The sequence below is a fragment of the Streptomyces sp. NPDC051219 genome (genome assembly GCF_040682335.1).
Classification (GTDB): Bacteria; Actinomycetota; Actinomycetes; order Streptomycetales; family Streptomycetaceae; genus Streptomyces.
The window spans coordinates 81,388-98,315 of sequence record NZ_JBFBAS010000021.1 but is presented as its reverse complement, the minus strand read 5'-3'; the positions used below and the strand labels follow the sequence as shown (position 1 = coordinate 98,315).

Genomic DNA, 16,928 nt, shown 5'->3' with positions numbered 1-16,928 from the left:
CGTACCCCTCACTCCCTGACCCTCAGCAGCAGCACCGACCGCGCCGGTACCGTCACCGTCTCGCCGCCGCGGTGGACCGTGCCTGGAGCAGTGGCCTGGTCCTCGCGTGAGGTGTCGACGACCAGTTCGTACGTCTCGGCCCAGGGTGCGCCGGGCAGGACCCAGCTTGCCGGCCGGTCCGCAGCGTGCAGTACTGCCAGGAAGCTGTCGTCCGTCACCTTCGCGCCCCGCGCGTCGCGGCCGGGGATGTCCCGTCCGGACAGGTACAGACCCAGGGTGGCGGCCGGCGCGTACCAGTCATGCTCCGTCATCTCCGCGCCCAGCGGGGTGAACCAGGCCAGGTCGCGCAGCCCGTCCGCGCCCTGTCGGCGGCCCGAGAAGAAGGCGCGGCGGCGCAGCACCGGGTGGGTGTGGCGCAGTCCGATCAGGCGTGAGGTCAGCTCGAACAGCGGGCGCCAGTCCGGGTCGTCGAGCATGGTCCAGTCCAGCCAGCTGGTCGCGTTGTCCTGGCAGTACGCGTTGTTGTTGCCGCCCTGGGTACGGCCCAGTTCGTCGCCCGCGACCAGCATCGGTACGCCGGTCGACAGCAGCAGCGTCGTCACCAGGTTGCGCAGCTGGCGGCGGCGCAGTGCGCGGATCCGGGCGTCGTCCGTCTCCCCCTCCGCGCCGCAGTTCCAGGACCGGTTGTCGTGGGTGCCGTCCCGGTTTCCCTCCCCGTTTGCCTCGTTGTGCTTGCGCTCGTACGAGACCAGGTCGCGCAGCGTGAATCCGTCGTGGGCGGTGATGAAGTTGACCGAGGCGTACGGTCGCCTGCCGCCCCACGCGTACAGGTCGCTGGACCCGGACAGCCGGTAGCCCAGGTCTCTGACGTCCGGCAGCGCGCCCCGCCAGAAGTCCCGGACGGCGTCCCGGTAGCGGTCGTTCCACTCGGTCCACAGCGGTGGGAAGGCGCCGACCTGGTAGCCGCCCGACCCGACGTCCCACGGCTCGGCGATCAGCTTGACCCGCCGCAGCACCGGGTCCTGAGCGATCACGGCGAGGAACGGGGACAGCATGTCGACGTCGTGCATGGAGCGGGCCAGAGCGGCGGCGAGATCGAAGCGGAAACCGTCGACGCCCATCTCGGTGACCCAGTAACGGAGCGAGTCCGTGATCAGACGCAGTACGTTCGGCTGGACGACATGCAGGGTGTTTCCGCACCCCGTGTAGTCGGCGTAGCGCCGGGCGTCCGACTGCAGGCGGTAGTAGCCCCGGTTGTCGATTCCGCGCAGCGACAGCGTGGGCCCCAGCTCGCTCGCCTCCGCCGTGTGGTTGTAGACGACGTCGAGGATGACCTCGATGCCGGCGGCGTGCAGGGCCCGCACCATCCGCTTGAACTCGCCGACCTGCTGGCCGGCCGTGCCCGACGCGGAGTACCCGGCGTGCGGGGCGAAGTAGCCGATGGAGTTGTAGCCCCAGTAGTTGCGCAGGTCGCGGCGCAGCAGATGGTCCTCGTGCGCGAACTGGTGCACCGGGAGCAGCTCGACCGCCGTCACCCCCAGCCGTACGAGATGGTCGATCGCCGCGGGGTGCGCGAGCCCGGCGTACGTCCCCCGCAGCTCCTCCGGGATCCCGGGGTGGAGTTTGGTGAAGCCGCGGACGTGCAGTTCGTAGATGACCGAGTCGGCCCACGGCGTCTTGGGGCGGCGGTCGTCCATCCATTCGTCCTCGGTGTGGTCGTCGTGGACGACCACGCCCTTGGGTACGAACGGCGCCGAGTCGCGGTCGTCGCGCACGGTGTCCGCGACATGCTGCTGCGGCCAGTCCCGGACGTGCCCGTACACCTCGGCCGGCAGCGCGCCGTAGTCATTGCCGGGGGCGCCGTCCACCGCCCGCGCGTACGGGTCCAGCAGCAGCTTGGCCGGATTCCAGCGGGCCCCCGTCCACGGGTCCCAGCGCCCGTGCACCCGGAAGCCGTACCGCTGCCCCGGCTGTACGCCGGGCACGAAGCCGTGCCAGATCTCGTGGGTCAGTTCGGTCAGCGGGCACCGCGTCTCGGCGCCCCGCTCGTCGAAGAGGCACACCTCCACCGCCTCCGCGCCGCCTGCCCACAGTGCGAAGTTGGTGCCGGCCACCCCGTCCGGGCCGACCCGGTAGCGGGCGCCCAGCGGTGTCGGCGCCCCCGGCCATACGGGCGCCCGGGGCGTGCCCGGCGACCTGCGGTGACCGTTGACCCCGGCCGGCGCCTGCCGTTCCCCGTTCAGGGCGGACTGCCCGCCCCGTACTGCCTCCTGCTCGGCTGCGCTCGACACCTGTCGGCCTCCCGCGGCTCGTCGGGACCGCCGCCGATCCGGGGGCACGGCGTCCCGGCCGTGGCTCCCCTCGCATGGTCCTCCCACCTGTTCTTCCCGCAACAGCCCCCGCACTCACGTTTCCCCGGCGGGGCGCAATCGTTGGGACAGTCGTGAGAGACGTGACAAGGCGGGCAGGGGCGGGCTTGGCCGCCGTACTGGCATGGGCAGGACTACTGGCGGGGCTGGCCGGATGCACCGACGGTGTCGAGGTCGGGATGCCCGGAAAACCGAGGGCGCCGTACGACGCCATCCGGATCTCGCCCGAAGACGGTGCGAAGAACATCGGGGCGCAGGGCCCGCTCCTGGTGTCCGTGCCGGACGGACGGCTGGAACGGGTCAAGGTGACGAAGGTCGAGGACGTACAGAAGGAGGAGGTCAGAGGGCGGATCTCGGAGGACGGTCTGAGCTGGCGGCCGGACGACGGGGCGCTGGCGCTCGCCGCCAAGTACACCATCGACGTGGTCGCGGTGGACGGCCACAACCGACGTCAGGCCCGGCACTCCACTTTCACCACTTATGTGCCGGAGGAACGCTTCATCGGCTACTTCAAACCGGAGAACCGCGCCACCGTGGGCACCGGCATGATTGTCTCCTTCACCTTCAATCGGGAGATCGAGAACCGGGCGGGGGTCGAGAACGCCATCAGGGTCACCTCGAAGCCGCCCGTGGAGATCGTGGGCCATTGGTTCGGCAGGGAGCGCCTGGACTTCCGTCCCGCCGAATACTGGAAACCGGGCACCGAGGTGACCGTCGAGATGCGGCTGCGTGATGTGGAGGCCGCCCCCGGCTCGTACGGAATCCAGCAGAAGAAGGTCCGTTTCACCATCGGCCGCCACCAGGTTTCGACGGTGGACGCGACGAAGAAGACCATGGTGGTACGTAGGGACGGTGCGGTGCTGTCGACCATTCCGATCACTGCCGGGGCGCCCAAGACCACCACGTACAACGGGAAGATGGTGGTGAGCGAGATGTTCGACGTGACGCGGATGAACGGTGCCACCGTCGGATTCACGAAACCTGACGGCAAGAGCGAGTACAACGTTGCGGACGTCCCGCACGCGATGAGGCTGACCGCCTCGGGGACCTACCTGCACGGGAACTACTGGGCCAAGCGGGAGTGGTTCGGCTCGGTCAACATCACCCATGGCTGTATCGGGCTGTTCGACGTGCGGGGAGGCAAAGAGCACACCCCGGCCAGCTGGTTCTTCGACCGGACCCTCGTCGGAGACGTGGTGGAGGTGGTCAACTCCCGTGACAAAACGGTCGCTCCGGACAATGGTCTGGGCGGCTGGAACATGGGCTGGGACCTCTGGAAACAAGGGTCCGCGGTCAACTGAGTTCCCCTCACAGCACGGCCCGTGCCCCCGTCACCAGTTGGGACTGAACGGTGACATTGCAGGGGAGGTCGGGACCCGTCCGGTGTGATTATCTATCGCCATGTGCGCGAGTCCAGCGCGAGGGGGTACGGGCCATGGCGGGGCCGGGCCGTGCGAGGGGAGAGAACCATCTTGAACGTGGAGCCGATATCGGGGGCATCGGCCGGAGCGCGGCGGGGGCGCGGGGGCGCCGGACTGCTGGCACTGGTACTGGGGGCGGTGCTGCTCCTGGTGACGGCCTGCGGCGGGGGCGGGGACTCCGGCAGCGGGAGCGGGGACAAGGGCAAGAAGGGCTCGGGCAAGGCCGACACCTCGGCGTCTCAGGCCGTCGTGACCATCGCCCCCAAGGACGGGGCGAAGGAGGTCGAGACGAGCGGGGTCCTGAGGGTCTCCGCCACGGGCGGCAAGCTGACCACCGTGACCGTCGCCGACACCAAGGGCAACAAGGTCGACGGCAAGATATCCGCCGACGGCGCGAGCTGGGTGCCGGACCGTCACCTGGGCGCCGCGACCCAGTACAAGATCCATGCCGTGGCCAAGGACGGTGAAGGCCGTGAGTCCGCCAAGGACGCCACCTTCACCACGCTGACCCCGAAGAACACCTTCATCGGTCACTACACGCCGGAAGACGGCGCCACGGTCGGTGTCGGTATGCCGGTCTCGATCAACTTCACGCGCGGCATCACCAACCCGGAGGCCGTCGAGAAGGCGGTCACCGTGACGGCCGAGCCGTCCGTGCCGGTCGAGGGCCACTGGTTCGGCAACGACCGGCTCGACTTCCGCCCGGAGAAGTACTGGGCGGCGGGCACCAAGGTCACCGTGAAGCTGAACCTCGACGGCGTCGAGGGCCGGCCCGGGGTGTACGGCAAGCAGACCCGGACCGTGAAGTTCACGATTGGCCGCTCACAGGTCACGACGGTGGACGCCAAGGCGCACACCATGCAGGTCGTGCGCGACGGCCAGGTCCTCAAGAACATCCCGATCACCGCGGGCGCCCCGTCGACCACGACGTACAACGGCCAGATGGTCATCAGCGAGAAGTACAAGGTGACCCGGATGAACGGCGCCACCGTGGGCTTCGGCGGCGAGTACGACATCAAGGACGTGCCGCACGCGATGCGTCTGTCCAACTCGGGCACCTTCGTGCACGGCAACTACTGGGCGTCCTCGGGGACCTTCGGCTCGGCCAACGTCAGCCACGGCTGCGTGGGCCTGCGGGACGTGCGGGGAGGCTGGGACAAGAAGGCCCCGGCTGCCTGGTTCTACGACAACTCGCTCATCGGTGACGTGGTGGTCGTGAAGAACTCGAACGACAAGCAGATCGCCCCGGAGAACGGCCTCAACGGCTGGAACATGTCCTGGGCGGAGTGGACCAGGTAACAGGTCCCGCGCTACGCCGACGGCCCGGTGCTGTACCGGACATTCCGGGGACATAGCCCCGGACTGCGACAGCGCCGGGCCGTACCGCGTTAACCACCACTAACCTGCTCCCCATGACCGTGAATCTCGAAGTCTCCGAAGGCGTCGGCACCATCCGCCTTGACCGCCCTCCGATGAACGCGCTGGACATCGCCACCCAGGACCGGCTGAAGGAGCTCGCCGAAGAGGCGGCCCGCCGTGACGACGTCAGGGCCGTGATCCTGTACGGCGGAGAGAAGGTGTTCGCCGCCGGTGCGGACATCAAGGAGATGCAGGCCATGGACCATACGGCGATGGTCGTACGGTCCCGGGCCCTGCAGGAGTCCTTTACCGCCGTGGCCCGCATCCCCAAGCCCGTTGTCGCCGCGGTCACCGGCTACGCCCTCGGCGGCGGCTGCGAGTTGGCCTTGTGCGCCGACTTCCGCATCGCCGCGGACAACGCCAAGCTCGGCCAGCCCGAGATCCTGCTCGGTCTGATCCCGGGCGCCGGCGGAACTCAGCGGCTCTCCCGCCTCGTCGGCCCGTCCAAGGCCAAGGACCTCATCTTCACCGGCCGTATGGTGAAGGCCGACGAAGCGCTCGGTCTCGGACTGGTGGACCGGGTCGTTCCGGCCGCCGAGGTGTACGACCAGGCGCACGCCTGGGCCGCGAAGCTGGCGCAGGGGCCCGCCCTGGCGCTGCGCGCCGCCAAGGAGACGGTCGACGCGGGCCTGGAGACCGACATCGAGACCGGCCTCGCCATCGAACGCAACTGGTTCGCGGGCCTGTTCGCCACCGAGGACCGCGAGAGGGGAATGCGCAGCTTCGTCGAGGAAGGTCCGGGGAAGGCCAAGTTCCTCTGAACGCTGTCCGGTCGGGTCCCGGATGGTGGCCGGTCCGGTCCTCCCTGTGGGTGCATTGGCCAGGCGCGGGCGCATTAGCCAGGCCTTAAGAGAACCTTAAGGATCTGCCGCCCGGAACTCTTCGTGATCAACCGTAAGCGGGACGTCATGGCTGCTCAGTGGGCCGCGGAGGGTCTCCCTCTGCCTCTGACATATGCCAAACGGGCCTACCGGAACCGGTGGTTCCAGGGGGCGGATTCCTCCAGAACGGCTCCGTGCGGTGCCTTGGGCCGCCATGATGGGGGCATGGCGGGCCTGGAGGGTGTAGAGCAACCGCGGCAACGCAGCAGCATGCTTGCCGCGCGTCCGACGCCGGCCGTCGAGGACGAACGGGCGCTCAAGGCGCTGGAGTTGTTCGGGAACCCGGCGGAGGCGGAGGTCCCGCTGCCGTCCCGCCCGGAGTCCGCGGGTACGGCCCGGCGGCTGACCCAGAGCGTGGTCCTGCGCCAGTGGGGGCTCTCCGCGCAGACCGCCGAGTACGCGGTGCTGCTCGTCTCGGAGCTGGTGGGCAATGCCGTACGGCACACGGGCGCCCGGGTCTTCGGGCTGCGCATGATGCGCCGCCGCGGCTGGATCAGGATCGAGGTGCGCGACCCGTCGCGCGGGCTGCCCTGTCTGATGCCCGTCCACGAGCTCGACACCAGTGGCCGGGGTCTCTTCCTGGTCGACAAGCTCTCCGACCGCTGGGGCGTGGACCTGCTGCCGCGCGGCAAGACGACCTGGTTCGAGATGCGCGTGCCCGACCGTCACTCGTCCTGAAGATCCACCCCTGGGGAGCGCAGAAAGCCCCCGCTCGCCCGGACGGGGCGTCTTGGGGGCTTCTGTGGAGCGCCGTGGATCTGGGGGGTGTGATCCACGGCGACTGGGGACGACCTGGCCCGGGTCAATGGGGGTCGTGTCCCCGACTATGGCAGATGAGGAGGCGTGACGACAAAGTGCCAACTCGGACAAAACTTGCCGTATGTGCCCATTATCGAAATGAATCCCAGGTGAGGTGGGCCACTCGCCTAGTGAATGGTGAGTGAACATGCGCTAATCCGAGTGATTCATCGATCATCTCAAGAAGTGGACGGATCGGCGCGCGACCCGCAGCGTCGGTGGATTTGGTCAATCGTTATCTTTCGGGCATACAACCCTTTAAATGGGCGGGTGCTCTGTTACCCAGGGGGGCTGCCCCCGACCCCCCGAGCGATCGGCCGCCGCGGCGCACTGCGCTCGGCCGCCGCCGCAGTCGTCGCAGGCGCCTTCGCCTCCGGCTGCTCGGCCGGCGGTGCCTCGCGCGGACCTGTCACTCCCGCCGCACCGCCCGGTCCCGCCGCCCCGGCCGCCCCGACGAAACACCGCCGTCCCGCGCCCGCTCCCCGCGCCTTTCCCGGTCAGCCCTTCCGGATCGGGCACGGCCCCCGGGACCGTGCCCGCGTCGCGCTCACCTTCCACGGCGGGGGAGACCCGGCCACCGCCCGGTCCGTCCTCTCCGAGGCCGAGCGGGCCGGTGCCCGGGTGACCGTGCTGGCCGTCGGCAGCTGGCTCGACGCACACCCGCAGCTCGCCCGCCGGATCCTCGACGGCGGCCATGAACTCGGCAACCACACCCAGCGCCATCTGACGATCTCGGAGATGACCGAGGCGGAGGCATATGCCGAGATCACCGACTGCGCCCAGCGGCTGCGCAGGCTCACCGGCTCCATCGGAACCTGGTTCCGCCCCTCGCGCTCCCGGTTCGCGGCCCCGTCCGTCCAGCGGCAGGCCCGAAGGGCCGGCTACCCGCACGTCCTCTCGTACGACGTCGACTCTCTCGACTTCACCTCGCCCGGTGCCGCGGCCGTCATCCGTAATGTCACCGGGGCGATCCGCAACGGATCCGTGGTGAGCCTGCACTTCGGCTATGCGGACACGGTCGCCGCCATGCCCGGACTCCTCGAAGAACTCGCCCGCCGCGAACTGCGCGCGGTGACCACTACGGAGCTGCTGACCCCATGACTCCCACGTTGTCCCTCACCAGGAGAACCGCCGCACTGCTCGCCGGCACCGTCCTGGCTCTCGCCCTGGCCGGCTGCGGCATGTCCGCCGAGAAGGGCACGACAGAAGCGCTCGACATCTACGGCACGCACAGCGCCGCACCGGCGCCCAGGACGAAGAAGACCGCTCACGCGGGACTGCCCGGCATGCCGCCGGTGCTGGACCCCAAGGACGTCTACGCCGCCGACCGGCCCGGCATGCTGTCGCCGGTCGTCAAGGACTTCCCGTCCCGGGTGTACGTGCCGAACACCAACTCCAACACGGTCTCCGTCATCGACCCCACCACCTACCAGGTGATCGACACCATCCCGGTCGGCATCCAGCCACAGCACGTCGTCCCCTCTTGGGACATGAAGACGCTGTGGGTCAACAACAACCGCGGCCACACGCTCACGCCGATCGACCCGGCCACCGGACGGGCAGGCAAGCCGGTGGAAGTGCACGACCCGTACAACCTCTACTTCACGCCGAACGGCAAGTACGCCGTCGTGATGGCTTCCCTGGACAGGGAACTCGTCTTCCGGGATCCGCACACCATGGACCGGGTCAAGAGCGTCCCCGTCTCCTGCTACGGCGTGAACCACGCGGACTTCTCGATGGACGGGCGGTACTTCATCGTCTCCTGCGAGTTCTCCGGAGAGCTGCTCAAGGTCGACACCGAGAAGATGGAGGTCGTCGCGCAGCAGAAGCTGACGCTCCAGGGCGCGATGCCGCAGGACGTGAAGATCTCGCCCGACGGCAAGACCTTCTACATCGCCGACATGATGGCGCACGGCGTCTGGGTCCTGGACGGGGAGGAGTTCACCACCCCGGAGCTCCTGCCCACCGGCAAGGGCGCCCACGGCCTGTACGTCAGCCGCGACTCCAAGGAGATGTACATCACCAACCGCGGCGAGGGGAGCATCTCGGTCTTCGACTTCGTAGAGAACAGACTCACCAAGAAGTGGACGCTGCCCGACGGCGGCAGCCCCGACATGGGCGGCGTCTCGGCGGACGGCAAGGTGCTGTGGCTGTCCGGCCGGTACGACTCCGAGGTGTACGCCATCGACACGGTCACCGGCGAACAGCTCGCCCGCATCCCGGTGGGCGGCGGTCCGCACGGACTCGCCGTGTACCCGCAGCCCGGCCGCTACTCGCTCGGGCACACGGGCGTCTTCCGCTGACCCCGGCACGTTCGTGGGCACCACGGACTCGACGAGAACGCCCCGGGAGCCAGTGCGGGCTCCCGGGGCGCTCCCTGTTCCGGGTTGGCGTTCCCACGGTCAGGAAGAGTGCCTCACCAGGCGACCGGGAGCCGCTCCGGCAGCCGCTTGATGAATCCGGTACGCCATACCAACTGCTCTGCGGGTACGGCCGGCCGCAGGCCGGGCAGCCGCTCGACCAGGGCGGTCAGGGCGATCTCCGCGTGGGCGCGGCCCAGCGCCGAGGCGGGGCAGAAGTGGCGGCCGGCACCGAAGGACAGATGCGGGTTGGACGCCCGGTCCAGGTCCAGCTTCTCTGGGTCGGCGAAGATCTCCGGGTCGAAGTTCGCCCCCTCGACCAGGACCAGTACCAGTTCGCCCTGCCTCACGAGGACTTCCCCGAGCTGGATGTCTTCCATGGCCAGCCGTGGCAGCCCGTCACCGATGGAAAGGTTCCAGCGGAGCAGCTCGTCGACCGCCCGGCCGATGCGCTCGGGGTGAGCGCGCAGGTAGCGGATCAGCTCGGGCCGCTGGAGCAGGGCCAGGACGGCGAGCACCAGAAAGGCGGAGGTCGACACCGCGCCCGCGCCGAACAGCGACACCGCGACCGTGGCGAGCATCTCGTCGGTCAGGTGCGCCGACTCCGAGTCCTCCCGCAGGGCTGCCAGCTTGCCCAGCAGACCGGACCGCCGGCCCTCGGGAGCGTTGAGCTGCTCCACCATGTAGCCGAGGTCCTTGTACCAGTTGAGGGCCGAACCCTCGAAGGTCTCCGCGCTCGTCATGAAGGCGACGTCCAGCCCCGACATCAGCCGGCGCCAGTCCGCGAACGGCACTCCGATGACCTTGCAGTGCAGGGCCGCCGAGAAGGGGTCGGCGAACCCCGCTCGGAGATCTGCGGGCGGGCCCTCGGCGAGTAGCGCGTCGATCAGCTCGTCGGCCGCTGCACGCAGCCACTCCTGCAGCCCGTCGGCCTTCGGGTTCAGTGATTTCATCACCGCACTGCGCAGGCCGGCGCTGTTGATGTTGCCCATGTTGTTGACGACTTCGGGCGGGATCGTCAGCGCGTACTGCCGTGGTACTCCGGCGTTCGCCGTGTCCTTCAGGCTGAACCGCTCATCCTCCAGGACCTGCTTGGCGAGCGCGTAGTTGCTCACCAGCCAGGCGCTGTCCCCGGTCAGGGTGCGGACCCGGGCCACCGGCTGTTTCTCCCGCAGCCAGGTGCACTCCGCGGGGAGTACGTCGCCGCGACGGGAGAGCGGGAAGTCGAGGACGACGCCCCCGTGCTCATGCTGCGCGTGGGACATCGACATCATTCCTTCCGGCATCTTCCGGCCGCACGACGGCATACGCCTGGTTGCGAGTCGCGCGAAGGCCGCCGCCGCGCCCGTAGAGCACATCAGTGAGCGGCATTTGTACGTGATAACAGGACACCGAGGACGGCACGTCCAGAATGCTGGGGGTGTCCAGGAAGAACGGGAGCTCCGCCGCGAGGTAGTCGAAGCAGACCTGCCGCTGTTCCTCGGTGATGGATTGACCGTCGCTCAGTTTGGGCCCGATGAAGAACTTGGCCATCTCCTCGCAGCTCTTACGGAAATCGTCGTCCGTTTCGATGAAATGGAGCACGCGTCGGTGGAGGAGCTGATAGATGTGGTTTCCGGAGAACTCGGAAAGTGCTCTCACCCTGGTGTCGCCGAGTGGCGGACCGGCCTCTTCCACACCCCGCAGAATCCGGCGGCGTACCGCCTTTATCTCCTTGGCCGCTCGGCGTGCCGCATGCTCCTCGGTGTATCCGAAGGAGGCGAACATCCGGTCCACGTGGAGATCGGCGTAGACGAAGTCGACCTGGGCGAAGCGGGAGTTCGCCCAGCGTGCGAGAGAGGATATGCGCTCCGCGCTGAAATAACTGTTGCCCGGACTTACGCCGATGAGTACGTGGTCGCCGTCGTCCCAGATGGTGCGGCAGGCGGGGGTGAAGGGCAGAACTTCGAATGCGTCAGCTGTGATCGTCACTGTGTGATCGCCCTTGAAGCCGCTTGTCCCTGGGAGCCCTGCGCTCCTGGTGTGGCGGCAACGACACGAAGTTATCCGTATGCGGCGGAGCGTGACAAGGGCGTCCAGGGATTGGCCGGTGTTTTCGCTTGACTGGCACTCGCCACTTCCGCATTACGGAACGGTAATTGAATGCTTTCTCAGTGCTGAGGTGCGGACCGCAGGAGCAGTAGGGCCCGATTGCGCGTCAGGAGGTTTGCGGGGGCGGCCGGTCACTCGCCGCCCGCGGTCATGTCCGTCAGCTCCGCCAGCGCCTCCGTGAGCCACTCCAGCCAGAATTCCTCCAGGCCGATCCCGGCGTGCAGCACCAGGCGGCGCAGCCGGTCCTCGTCCGCGTTCCGGCCGGGAGGGAAGTCGCGCTCCTCGATCGCCGCATACGTCGCCGACTGCCGCTGGTGCAGCGCGAGATGACGTCGCAGCTCCGCCTCGAGCCCCTCGGGCCCGACCACCGCCGCCGCGCGCAGCCGCAACAGCAGCGGGTCCCGGATGGGCTTCGGGTCCTGGCTCTCGCCGACCCAGCGGGTGAGTTCCGCGCGGCCGGCGGGCAGTACCTCGAACTCCTTCTTCTGCCCGCGTGCGGGCAGCTCGGAAGGAAGGGCCCGGATCAGTCCGCCCTGCTCCAGCTTCCCCAGCTCCCGGTAGATCTGCTGATGCGTGGCCGACCAGAAGTACCCGATCGACCGGTCGAATCGGCGCGTCAGCTCCAGCCCCGACGACGGCTTCTCGAGCAGGGCGGTGAGGATCGCGTGCGGGAGTGACATGGAGGCATCCTAGGTATCCGGCGCCGATACGGCCCGATCCCCGTGGAGCGCCGTCGCCCAGTCGCCGAGCGCCTCAGGGGTGCGCGGCCCGGCCTCCGACTCGCCGAGCAGCCCGTGTGCCCGCAGTACCTCCGCGGCCGCCATGCCCCACGGCCTGCGCAGTCGGGAGGCGGTCAGCAGTCCCCGGTCGGCCAGCAGTTCCCCGACGGGTCCCGTGCGCAGCCCGTCCGGCGCGAGGACTGCGGCGTCGTCGGCCCAGCGCAGCGCGAGGTCCACATCGTGCGTGGCCATGACGACGGTGGTACCGAAGTCGCGCAGCCGCCCAAGGACCGCCAGCAGCCGTTCCTGGCCGTGCGGGTCGAGGCCGGCCGTGGGCTCGTCGAGGATCAGCACCCGCGGCCTCATCGCCACGGCACCCGCGATCGCGGCCCGCTTGCGCTGCCCGTACGACAGCAGATGCGTCGGCCGGTCCCGCAGAGCCACGATGTCCAGGGCCTCCAGCGCCTCCGCGACCCGGTCCCGGACCTCGGCCTCCGGCAGGCCCAGGTTCATCGGGCCGAACGAGACGTCCTGGCCGACCGAGGCGGCGAAGAGCTGGTCGTCCGGGTCCTGCACCACCAGTTGTACGGTCGTCCGCAGCCCGGTCAGTCCGGCGCGGTCGTACGCCACGGGCTCGCCCTCCAGCCGCAGTTCTCCCGACCCGCACCGCAGACCGCCGCTGAGCAGTCGCAGCAGCGTGGTCTTGCCACTTCCGTTGCGGCCGAGGACGGCGAGCGATCGCCCCGGCGGGATACCGAAGCTCACACCGTCGAGCACGGCCGGGCCGTCCTGGTACGCGTAGCTCGCCGCGACGAGCTCCACGACGTGCCGCGCGGACACGGCTGCCCCTCCGGAGTCTGAGGTCGCTGCTGTCACGGGAGAAGCCTTTCGAGTACGAGGGTGAGGGCGGTGACACCCACGAGCAGCGCGCCGCTCGCGGCGAGGAACCGCCAGGAGAGCACCGCCTGCGGGACCAGGACGCGCAGGGTGCCGTCGTAGCCGCGGCCCGCCAGACCCGACTGCAGGCGCTCCGCGCGGTCGAAGGCCCTTACGAAGGCCGTCGCGCCGAGGCCGGCGAGCGAACGCCAGGTGGCCGCCCGGGTGGTGTGCCCCAGCCGGGCCGCCTGCGCCTGCCGGATCCGGGTGACGGCGTCCAGCAGCAGGAAGCTGATCCGGTACATCACCAGGGCGACGTCCACCACGGGCGCGGGGACACCCGCCCGCACCAGCCGCGGCAGGACATCGGAGACAGGCGTGGTGAAGGCGAACAGCAGCACCCCCAGCGAGGCCGCCGAAGTCCGCAACAGCAGCTGCCCCGCGTGTACCGCGCCGTCCGGTGCGAGCGTCACGAAGCCGTCGACGCCGCCCACCTGGAACAGCAGCGGTACCGCGCCGGTGACGCAGAACCCGAGCGGAATGCGGTACGCCCGCCACAGTTGACGGGGGGCGACCCCGGCCGGGCCGAGCAGCACGCCGAGCGTGGCGCCCGCGACCAGTACCGCCCCCGGCCAGGGCGGCAGACAAACCGCCGAGACGGTCAGTCCGAGCCCCAGGACGGCCTTCTCCACGGGGTGGCGGCGGCGCCAGCGACTGCTGTGCGCCGCCGCGTCGATGGGCAGCATCCGCCGGCTACGGCAGCGGTGCGCCGGACCCGCGCTGCTCGCCCGGCCCCCCGGACGCCGCTGCGGTCGGTGCGGATGCGGTCGGTGCGGACGCTGCCGGTGCGGGCGCTGCCTGTGGAGACGCGGCCTGTGTCCCGGCGGGGGGTGCCGCTGTCGCCGCGCGGGCCTCGCCCTGCCTGCGGCCCCTGCGAAGCCCGAAGTAGTAGGCCAGCACGCCCGCGCCGAGCGCCGCCTGCAACGAGAACAGCGCCGACTCGATCTCGCCGGACGGAGGCTCGTACAGCGGGGTGAACCACGGCTCGTAATCCGGCTGGATCTCGTTGATCGCGGCCTCCGCCTGCCCGTCGGCCCCGGAGAACGGTTCCTCCTTGCCGTCCCCGAGCCCGAGTGCGAGCGGCAGTACGGCGAGTGCGGCCACGATGAGCAGAAGCAGTGAGTTGATCTTTGCGTTACGGCTCATCAGGCCACGGCCCCCTTCTTCTGCCCCGGCTGCGCGCCCTTGAGGAGTACACCGAGCCGCGTCAGCTCGCCCTTGCTGGACTGCATCAGCAGCCGCATCACCAGCACGGTCAGCAGACCCTCGCTGACCGCCAGGGGGATCTGGGTGACGGCGAAGATCCCGCCGAACTTGGCCAGCGCCCCGGGAATTCCGGTCGCCGGGTCGGGGAACGCGAGCGCCAGCTGCACGCTGGTGACGCAGTACGTGCTCAGGTCGGCCACGAAGGCGCCGAAGCACACGCTGACCATCAGGGGCACTTCGAAGTGCCGCAGCAGCCGGTACACGCCGTATCCCGCCCACGGTCCGGCGACGGCCATCGAGAAGACGTTGGCACCCAGGGTGGTGAGCCCGCCGTGAGCCAGCAACAGCGCCTGGAACAAGAGGGTGATGGTGCCGAGGACTGCCATGATCGGCGGTCTGAACAGAATGGCCCCCAGCCCGGTACCAGTGGGGTGGGAACAACTTCCCGTCACGGAAGGAAGCTTGAGCGCAGACAGGACGAAGGTGAAGGCACCGGAGGCGCCGAGCAACAGTGTGCTCTCGGGGTTGGCCCTGACCTCACGGCTCAGCGCCTTGACCCCGTGGATGACGAATGGAGCTGACGCGGCGCCCCAGGCGACCGCGTGCAGCGGGGGCAGAAACCCCTCGGCTATATGCATGGTTGGGTAGACCCTCTCCAGCACCTCGTGGATGGACACGCGCCCTGGCCGGTCTCCTGGCTGACGGGGGTTCTGGGGATGTCGCACGTTCCCCAGACTGGCTGGATTGCCGCCCGGACTCCGCCTTCCCGGACTCCGCGGTCTCCCGCGGCGGTCCAGTGGCTCCCCGGAGGGTGGAGTCGGACTACCCGATCACAGTGGCGAGGGCCGCACCGGTACTGCACCGGTTTCCCGAACACCAAGGCCCTGTGACCCTAGTGCGCGGTGACGATCCGCGACAACCCGCGCACGGGCGCACGACCAGGGCGCCTGCGACGGGGGAGGGACCGGCGTCGGCCGGCGAGGCCCGTAACGGGGACGAGGGAAGGGGGGCGGCGGCCTCGGTCCCGCTCGCCGGAGCCACACGCGGGAGGCTCGAAGAGGAAGACGCCCCTGAGGAACACACGAGACGAGCGCGGCAATCGCGCCTCAGCCGGTTACCGGCGGGCGCGACGTCCACCGATCAGGGTTTCCCGGGCCTGTTCTGCCGCCTGGGATCGAGGCAGGGGGCCTCACCTCTGCCGCCGAGACCCCTGCTGGTCAGCGTTTCACACGGCTTTCAGGGACGGTCCGCCTTGCCGACGGGCGAGTCCGGGACAAAGCCGCGAGACGGGAAACCGCTGAGCAAGGGTGGTTTTCTCAGCACTCGATGACGTTGACCGCGAGCCCTCCGCGCGCCGTCTCCTTGTACTTGACCTTCATGTCCGCGCCGGTCTCCTTCATGGTCTTGATGACCTTGTCGAGAGACACCTTGTGGCTGCCGTCGCCGCGCATCGCCATCTTGGCCGCCGTGACGGCCTTGACCGCCGCCATGCCGTTGCGCTCGATGCAGGGGATCTGCACCAGGCCGCCGACCGGGTCGCAGGTCAGGCCCAGGTTGTGCTCCATGCCGATCTCGGCGGCGTTCTCGACCTGCTCCGGAGTGCCGCCCAGGACCTCGGCGAGCGCGCCTGCCGCCATCGAGCAGGCGGACCCGACCTCGCCCTGGCAGCCGACCTCGGCGCCGGAGATGGAGGCGTTCTCCTTGAAGAGCATGCCGACCGCGCCGGCGGCGAGCAGGAAGCGGACGATGCCGTCCTCATCGGCTCCGGGCACGAAGTTCATGAAGTAGTGCAGGACGGCCGGGATGATGCCGGCCGCTCCGTTGGTGGGAGCGGTCACCACGCGGCCGCCCGCCGCGTTCTCCTCGTTGACCGCCATCGCGTAGAGGGTCACCCACTCCATCGCGTGCGCCTTCTGGTCGCCCTCGGCGCGCAGCTGCCGCGCCGAGTTCGCCGCGCGGCGGCGGACCTTCAGCCCGCCCGGCAGGATCCCCTCGCGGGCCATACCACGCGAGACGCAGGACTGCATGACGCGCCAGATCTCCAGGAGTCCCTCCCGGATCTCCTCCTCGGTGCGCCAGGCCTTCTCGTTCTCCAGCATCATCGAGGAGATGGACAGGCCGGTTTCGCGGGAGAGGCGCAGCAGTTCGTCGCCGGTGCGGAAGGGGTACTTCAGCACGGTGTCGTCGAGCTTGATCCGGTCCTCGCCCACCGCGTCCTCGTCGACGACGAAGCCGCCCCCCACGGAGTAGTACGTCTTCTCCAGCAGCGGGGTGCCCGAGGCGTCGTACGCGAAGAGGGTCATGCCGTTCGCGTGGTACGGCAGGGAGCGCCGGCGGTGCAGGATCAGCTGGTTCGGCTCGTCGAACTCGATCTCGTGGGTCGCGCCTATCTCGGCGCCCAGCAGGCGGAGCCGCCCGGTCTGCCGGATGCGCTCGATCTCGTCGTCCGCCGTCTCGACGTCCACCGTCCGGGGCGAGTGGCCCTCCAGGCCCAGCAGCACGGCCTTGGGCGTGCCGTGACCGTGCCCCGTGGCACCCAGTGAGCCGAAGAGCTCCGCCCGGACCGAGGCGGTCTGCGCGAGCAGGCCGTCCTTCTTGAGGCGGCCGACGAACATCCGTGCCGCCCGCATCGGGCCGACCGTGTGCGAAGAGGACGGGCCGATGCCGATGGAGAAGAGGTCGAAGACGGAGATGGCCACGGTGGCGGACTCCCTTGTCTGCTCGTGGT

Annotated in this window: 15 protein-coding genes and 1 riboswitch; of the genes, 6 read left to right on the top strand and 9 right to left on the bottom strand. The window is 69.4% G+C overall.

The features are described from left to right. Window positions 1–8 precede the first annotated feature (8 nt). The gene (glgX, locus tag AB0M62_RS22990) at window positions 9–2,291 is read right to left on the bottom strand and encodes a glycogen debranching protein GlgX (protein WP_366076150.1); all 2,283 of its coding nucleotides are present in this window, start codon (window positions 2,289–2,291) and stop codon (window positions 9–11) included. A gap of 152 nt (window positions 2,292–2,443) precedes the next feature. Here glgX and AB0M62_RS22985 point away from each other — a divergent pair, with 152 nt between their 5' ends. The 6 genes from AB0M62_RS22985 (at window position 2,444) to AB0M62_RS22960 (ending at window position 9,191) form a co-directional block, all read left to right on the top strand. Further along, a complete protein-coding gene (locus AB0M62_RS22985) occupies window positions 2,444–3,670 on the top strand; it encodes an Ig-like domain-containing protein (RefSeq protein WP_366076149.1) in 1,227 nt (408 codons plus the stop codon). A gap of 171 nt (window positions 3,671–3,841) precedes the next feature. Further along, window positions 3,842–5,089, top strand: coding sequence for an Ig-like domain-containing protein (locus AB0M62_RS22980; protein WP_366076148.1), 1,248 nt, complete (start codon window positions 3,842–3,844; stop codon window positions 5,087–5,089). A gap of 113 nt (window positions 5,090–5,202) precedes the next feature. Next, window positions 5,203–5,970 (top strand): enoyl-CoA hydratase-related protein, encoded by a 768-nt coding sequence (locus tag AB0M62_RS22975; protein WP_366076147.1) that lies wholly within the window; start codon window positions 5,203–5,205, stop codon window positions 5,968–5,970. A 285-nt stretch (window positions 5,971–6,255) separates the two neighbouring features. Then, the gene (locus AB0M62_RS22970; RefSeq protein ID WP_366076146.1) at window positions 6,256–6,768 is read left to right on the top strand and encodes an ATP-binding protein; all 513 of its coding nucleotides are present in this window, start codon (window positions 6,256–6,258) and stop codon (window positions 6,766–6,768) included. Window positions 6,769–7,158: 390 nt separating this feature from the next. After that, on the top strand, window positions 7,159–7,989 hold the full coding sequence (locus tag AB0M62_RS22965; RefSeq protein ID WP_366076145.1) for a polysaccharide deacetylase family protein: 831 nt from the start codon (window positions 7,159–7,161) through the stop codon (window positions 7,987–7,989). After that, window positions 7,986–9,191: a hypothetical protein gene (locus AB0M62_RS22960; protein ID WP_366076144.1), complete on the top strand. Its 1,206-nt coding sequence runs from the start codon at window positions 7,986–7,988 to the stop codon at window positions 9,189–9,191. The genes AB0M62_RS22965 and AB0M62_RS22960 overlap by 4 nt, the downstream gene beginning before the upstream one ends. A 113-nt stretch (window positions 9,192–9,304) precedes the next feature. Here AB0M62_RS22960 and AB0M62_RS22955 read toward each other — a convergent pair whose 3' ends face one another. From AB0M62_RS22955 to AB0M62_RS22920, 8 genes are all read right to left on the bottom strand, one after another. Further along, window positions 9,305–10,513, bottom strand: coding sequence for a cytochrome P450 (locus AB0M62_RS22955; RefSeq protein WP_366076143.1), 1,209 nt, complete (start codon window positions 10,511–10,513; stop codon window positions 9,305–9,307). Then, entirely contained in the window at window positions 10,494–11,219 is a 726-nt protein-coding gene (locus tag AB0M62_RS22950; protein WP_366076142.1) for a tRNA-dependent cyclodipeptide synthase, read from the bottom strand. The genes AB0M62_RS22955 and AB0M62_RS22950 overlap by 20 nt, the downstream gene beginning before the upstream one ends. A gap of 251 nt (window positions 11,220–11,470) precedes the next feature. Further along, a complete protein-coding gene (locus AB0M62_RS22945) occupies window positions 11,471–12,019 on the bottom strand; it encodes a PadR family transcriptional regulator (protein WP_366076141.1) in 549 nt (182 codons plus the stop codon). Window positions 12,020–12,028: 9 nt separating this feature from the next. After that, on the bottom strand, window positions 12,029–12,898 hold the full coding sequence (locus AB0M62_RS22940) for an ATP-binding cassette domain-containing protein (protein WP_366076140.1): 870 nt from the start codon (window positions 12,896–12,898) through the stop codon (window positions 12,029–12,031). 32 nt (window positions 12,899–12,930) lie between these two features. Further along, the gene (cbiQ, locus tag AB0M62_RS22935; protein ID WP_366076139.1) at window positions 12,931–13,680 is read right to left on the bottom strand and encodes a cobalt ECF transporter T component CbiQ; all 750 of its coding nucleotides are present in this window, start codon (window positions 13,678–13,680) and stop codon (window positions 12,931–12,933) included. Between the two features lie 7 nt (window positions 13,681–13,687). Continuing rightward, window positions 13,688–14,140 (bottom strand): energy-coupling factor ABC transporter substrate-binding protein, encoded by a 453-nt coding sequence (locus AB0M62_RS22930; protein WP_366076138.1) that lies wholly within the window; start codon window positions 14,138–14,140, stop codon window positions 13,688–13,690. Continuing rightward, on the bottom strand, window positions 14,140–14,838 hold the full coding sequence (locus tag AB0M62_RS22925; RefSeq protein ID WP_366076171.1) for an energy-coupling factor ABC transporter permease: 699 nt from the start codon (window positions 14,836–14,838) through the stop codon (window positions 14,140–14,142). The genes AB0M62_RS22930 and AB0M62_RS22925 overlap by 1 nt, the downstream gene beginning before the upstream one ends. 28 nt (window positions 14,839–14,866) lie before the next feature. Further along, window positions 14,867–15,096, bottom strand: a riboswitch (cobalamin riboswitch). 420 nt (window positions 15,097–15,516) lie between these two features. Then, on the bottom strand, window positions 15,517–16,899 hold the full coding sequence (locus tag AB0M62_RS22920) for an L-serine ammonia-lyase (protein WP_366076137.1): 1,383 nt from the start codon (window positions 16,897–16,899) through the stop codon (window positions 15,517–15,519). Window positions 16,900–16,928: the final 29 nt, after the last annotated feature.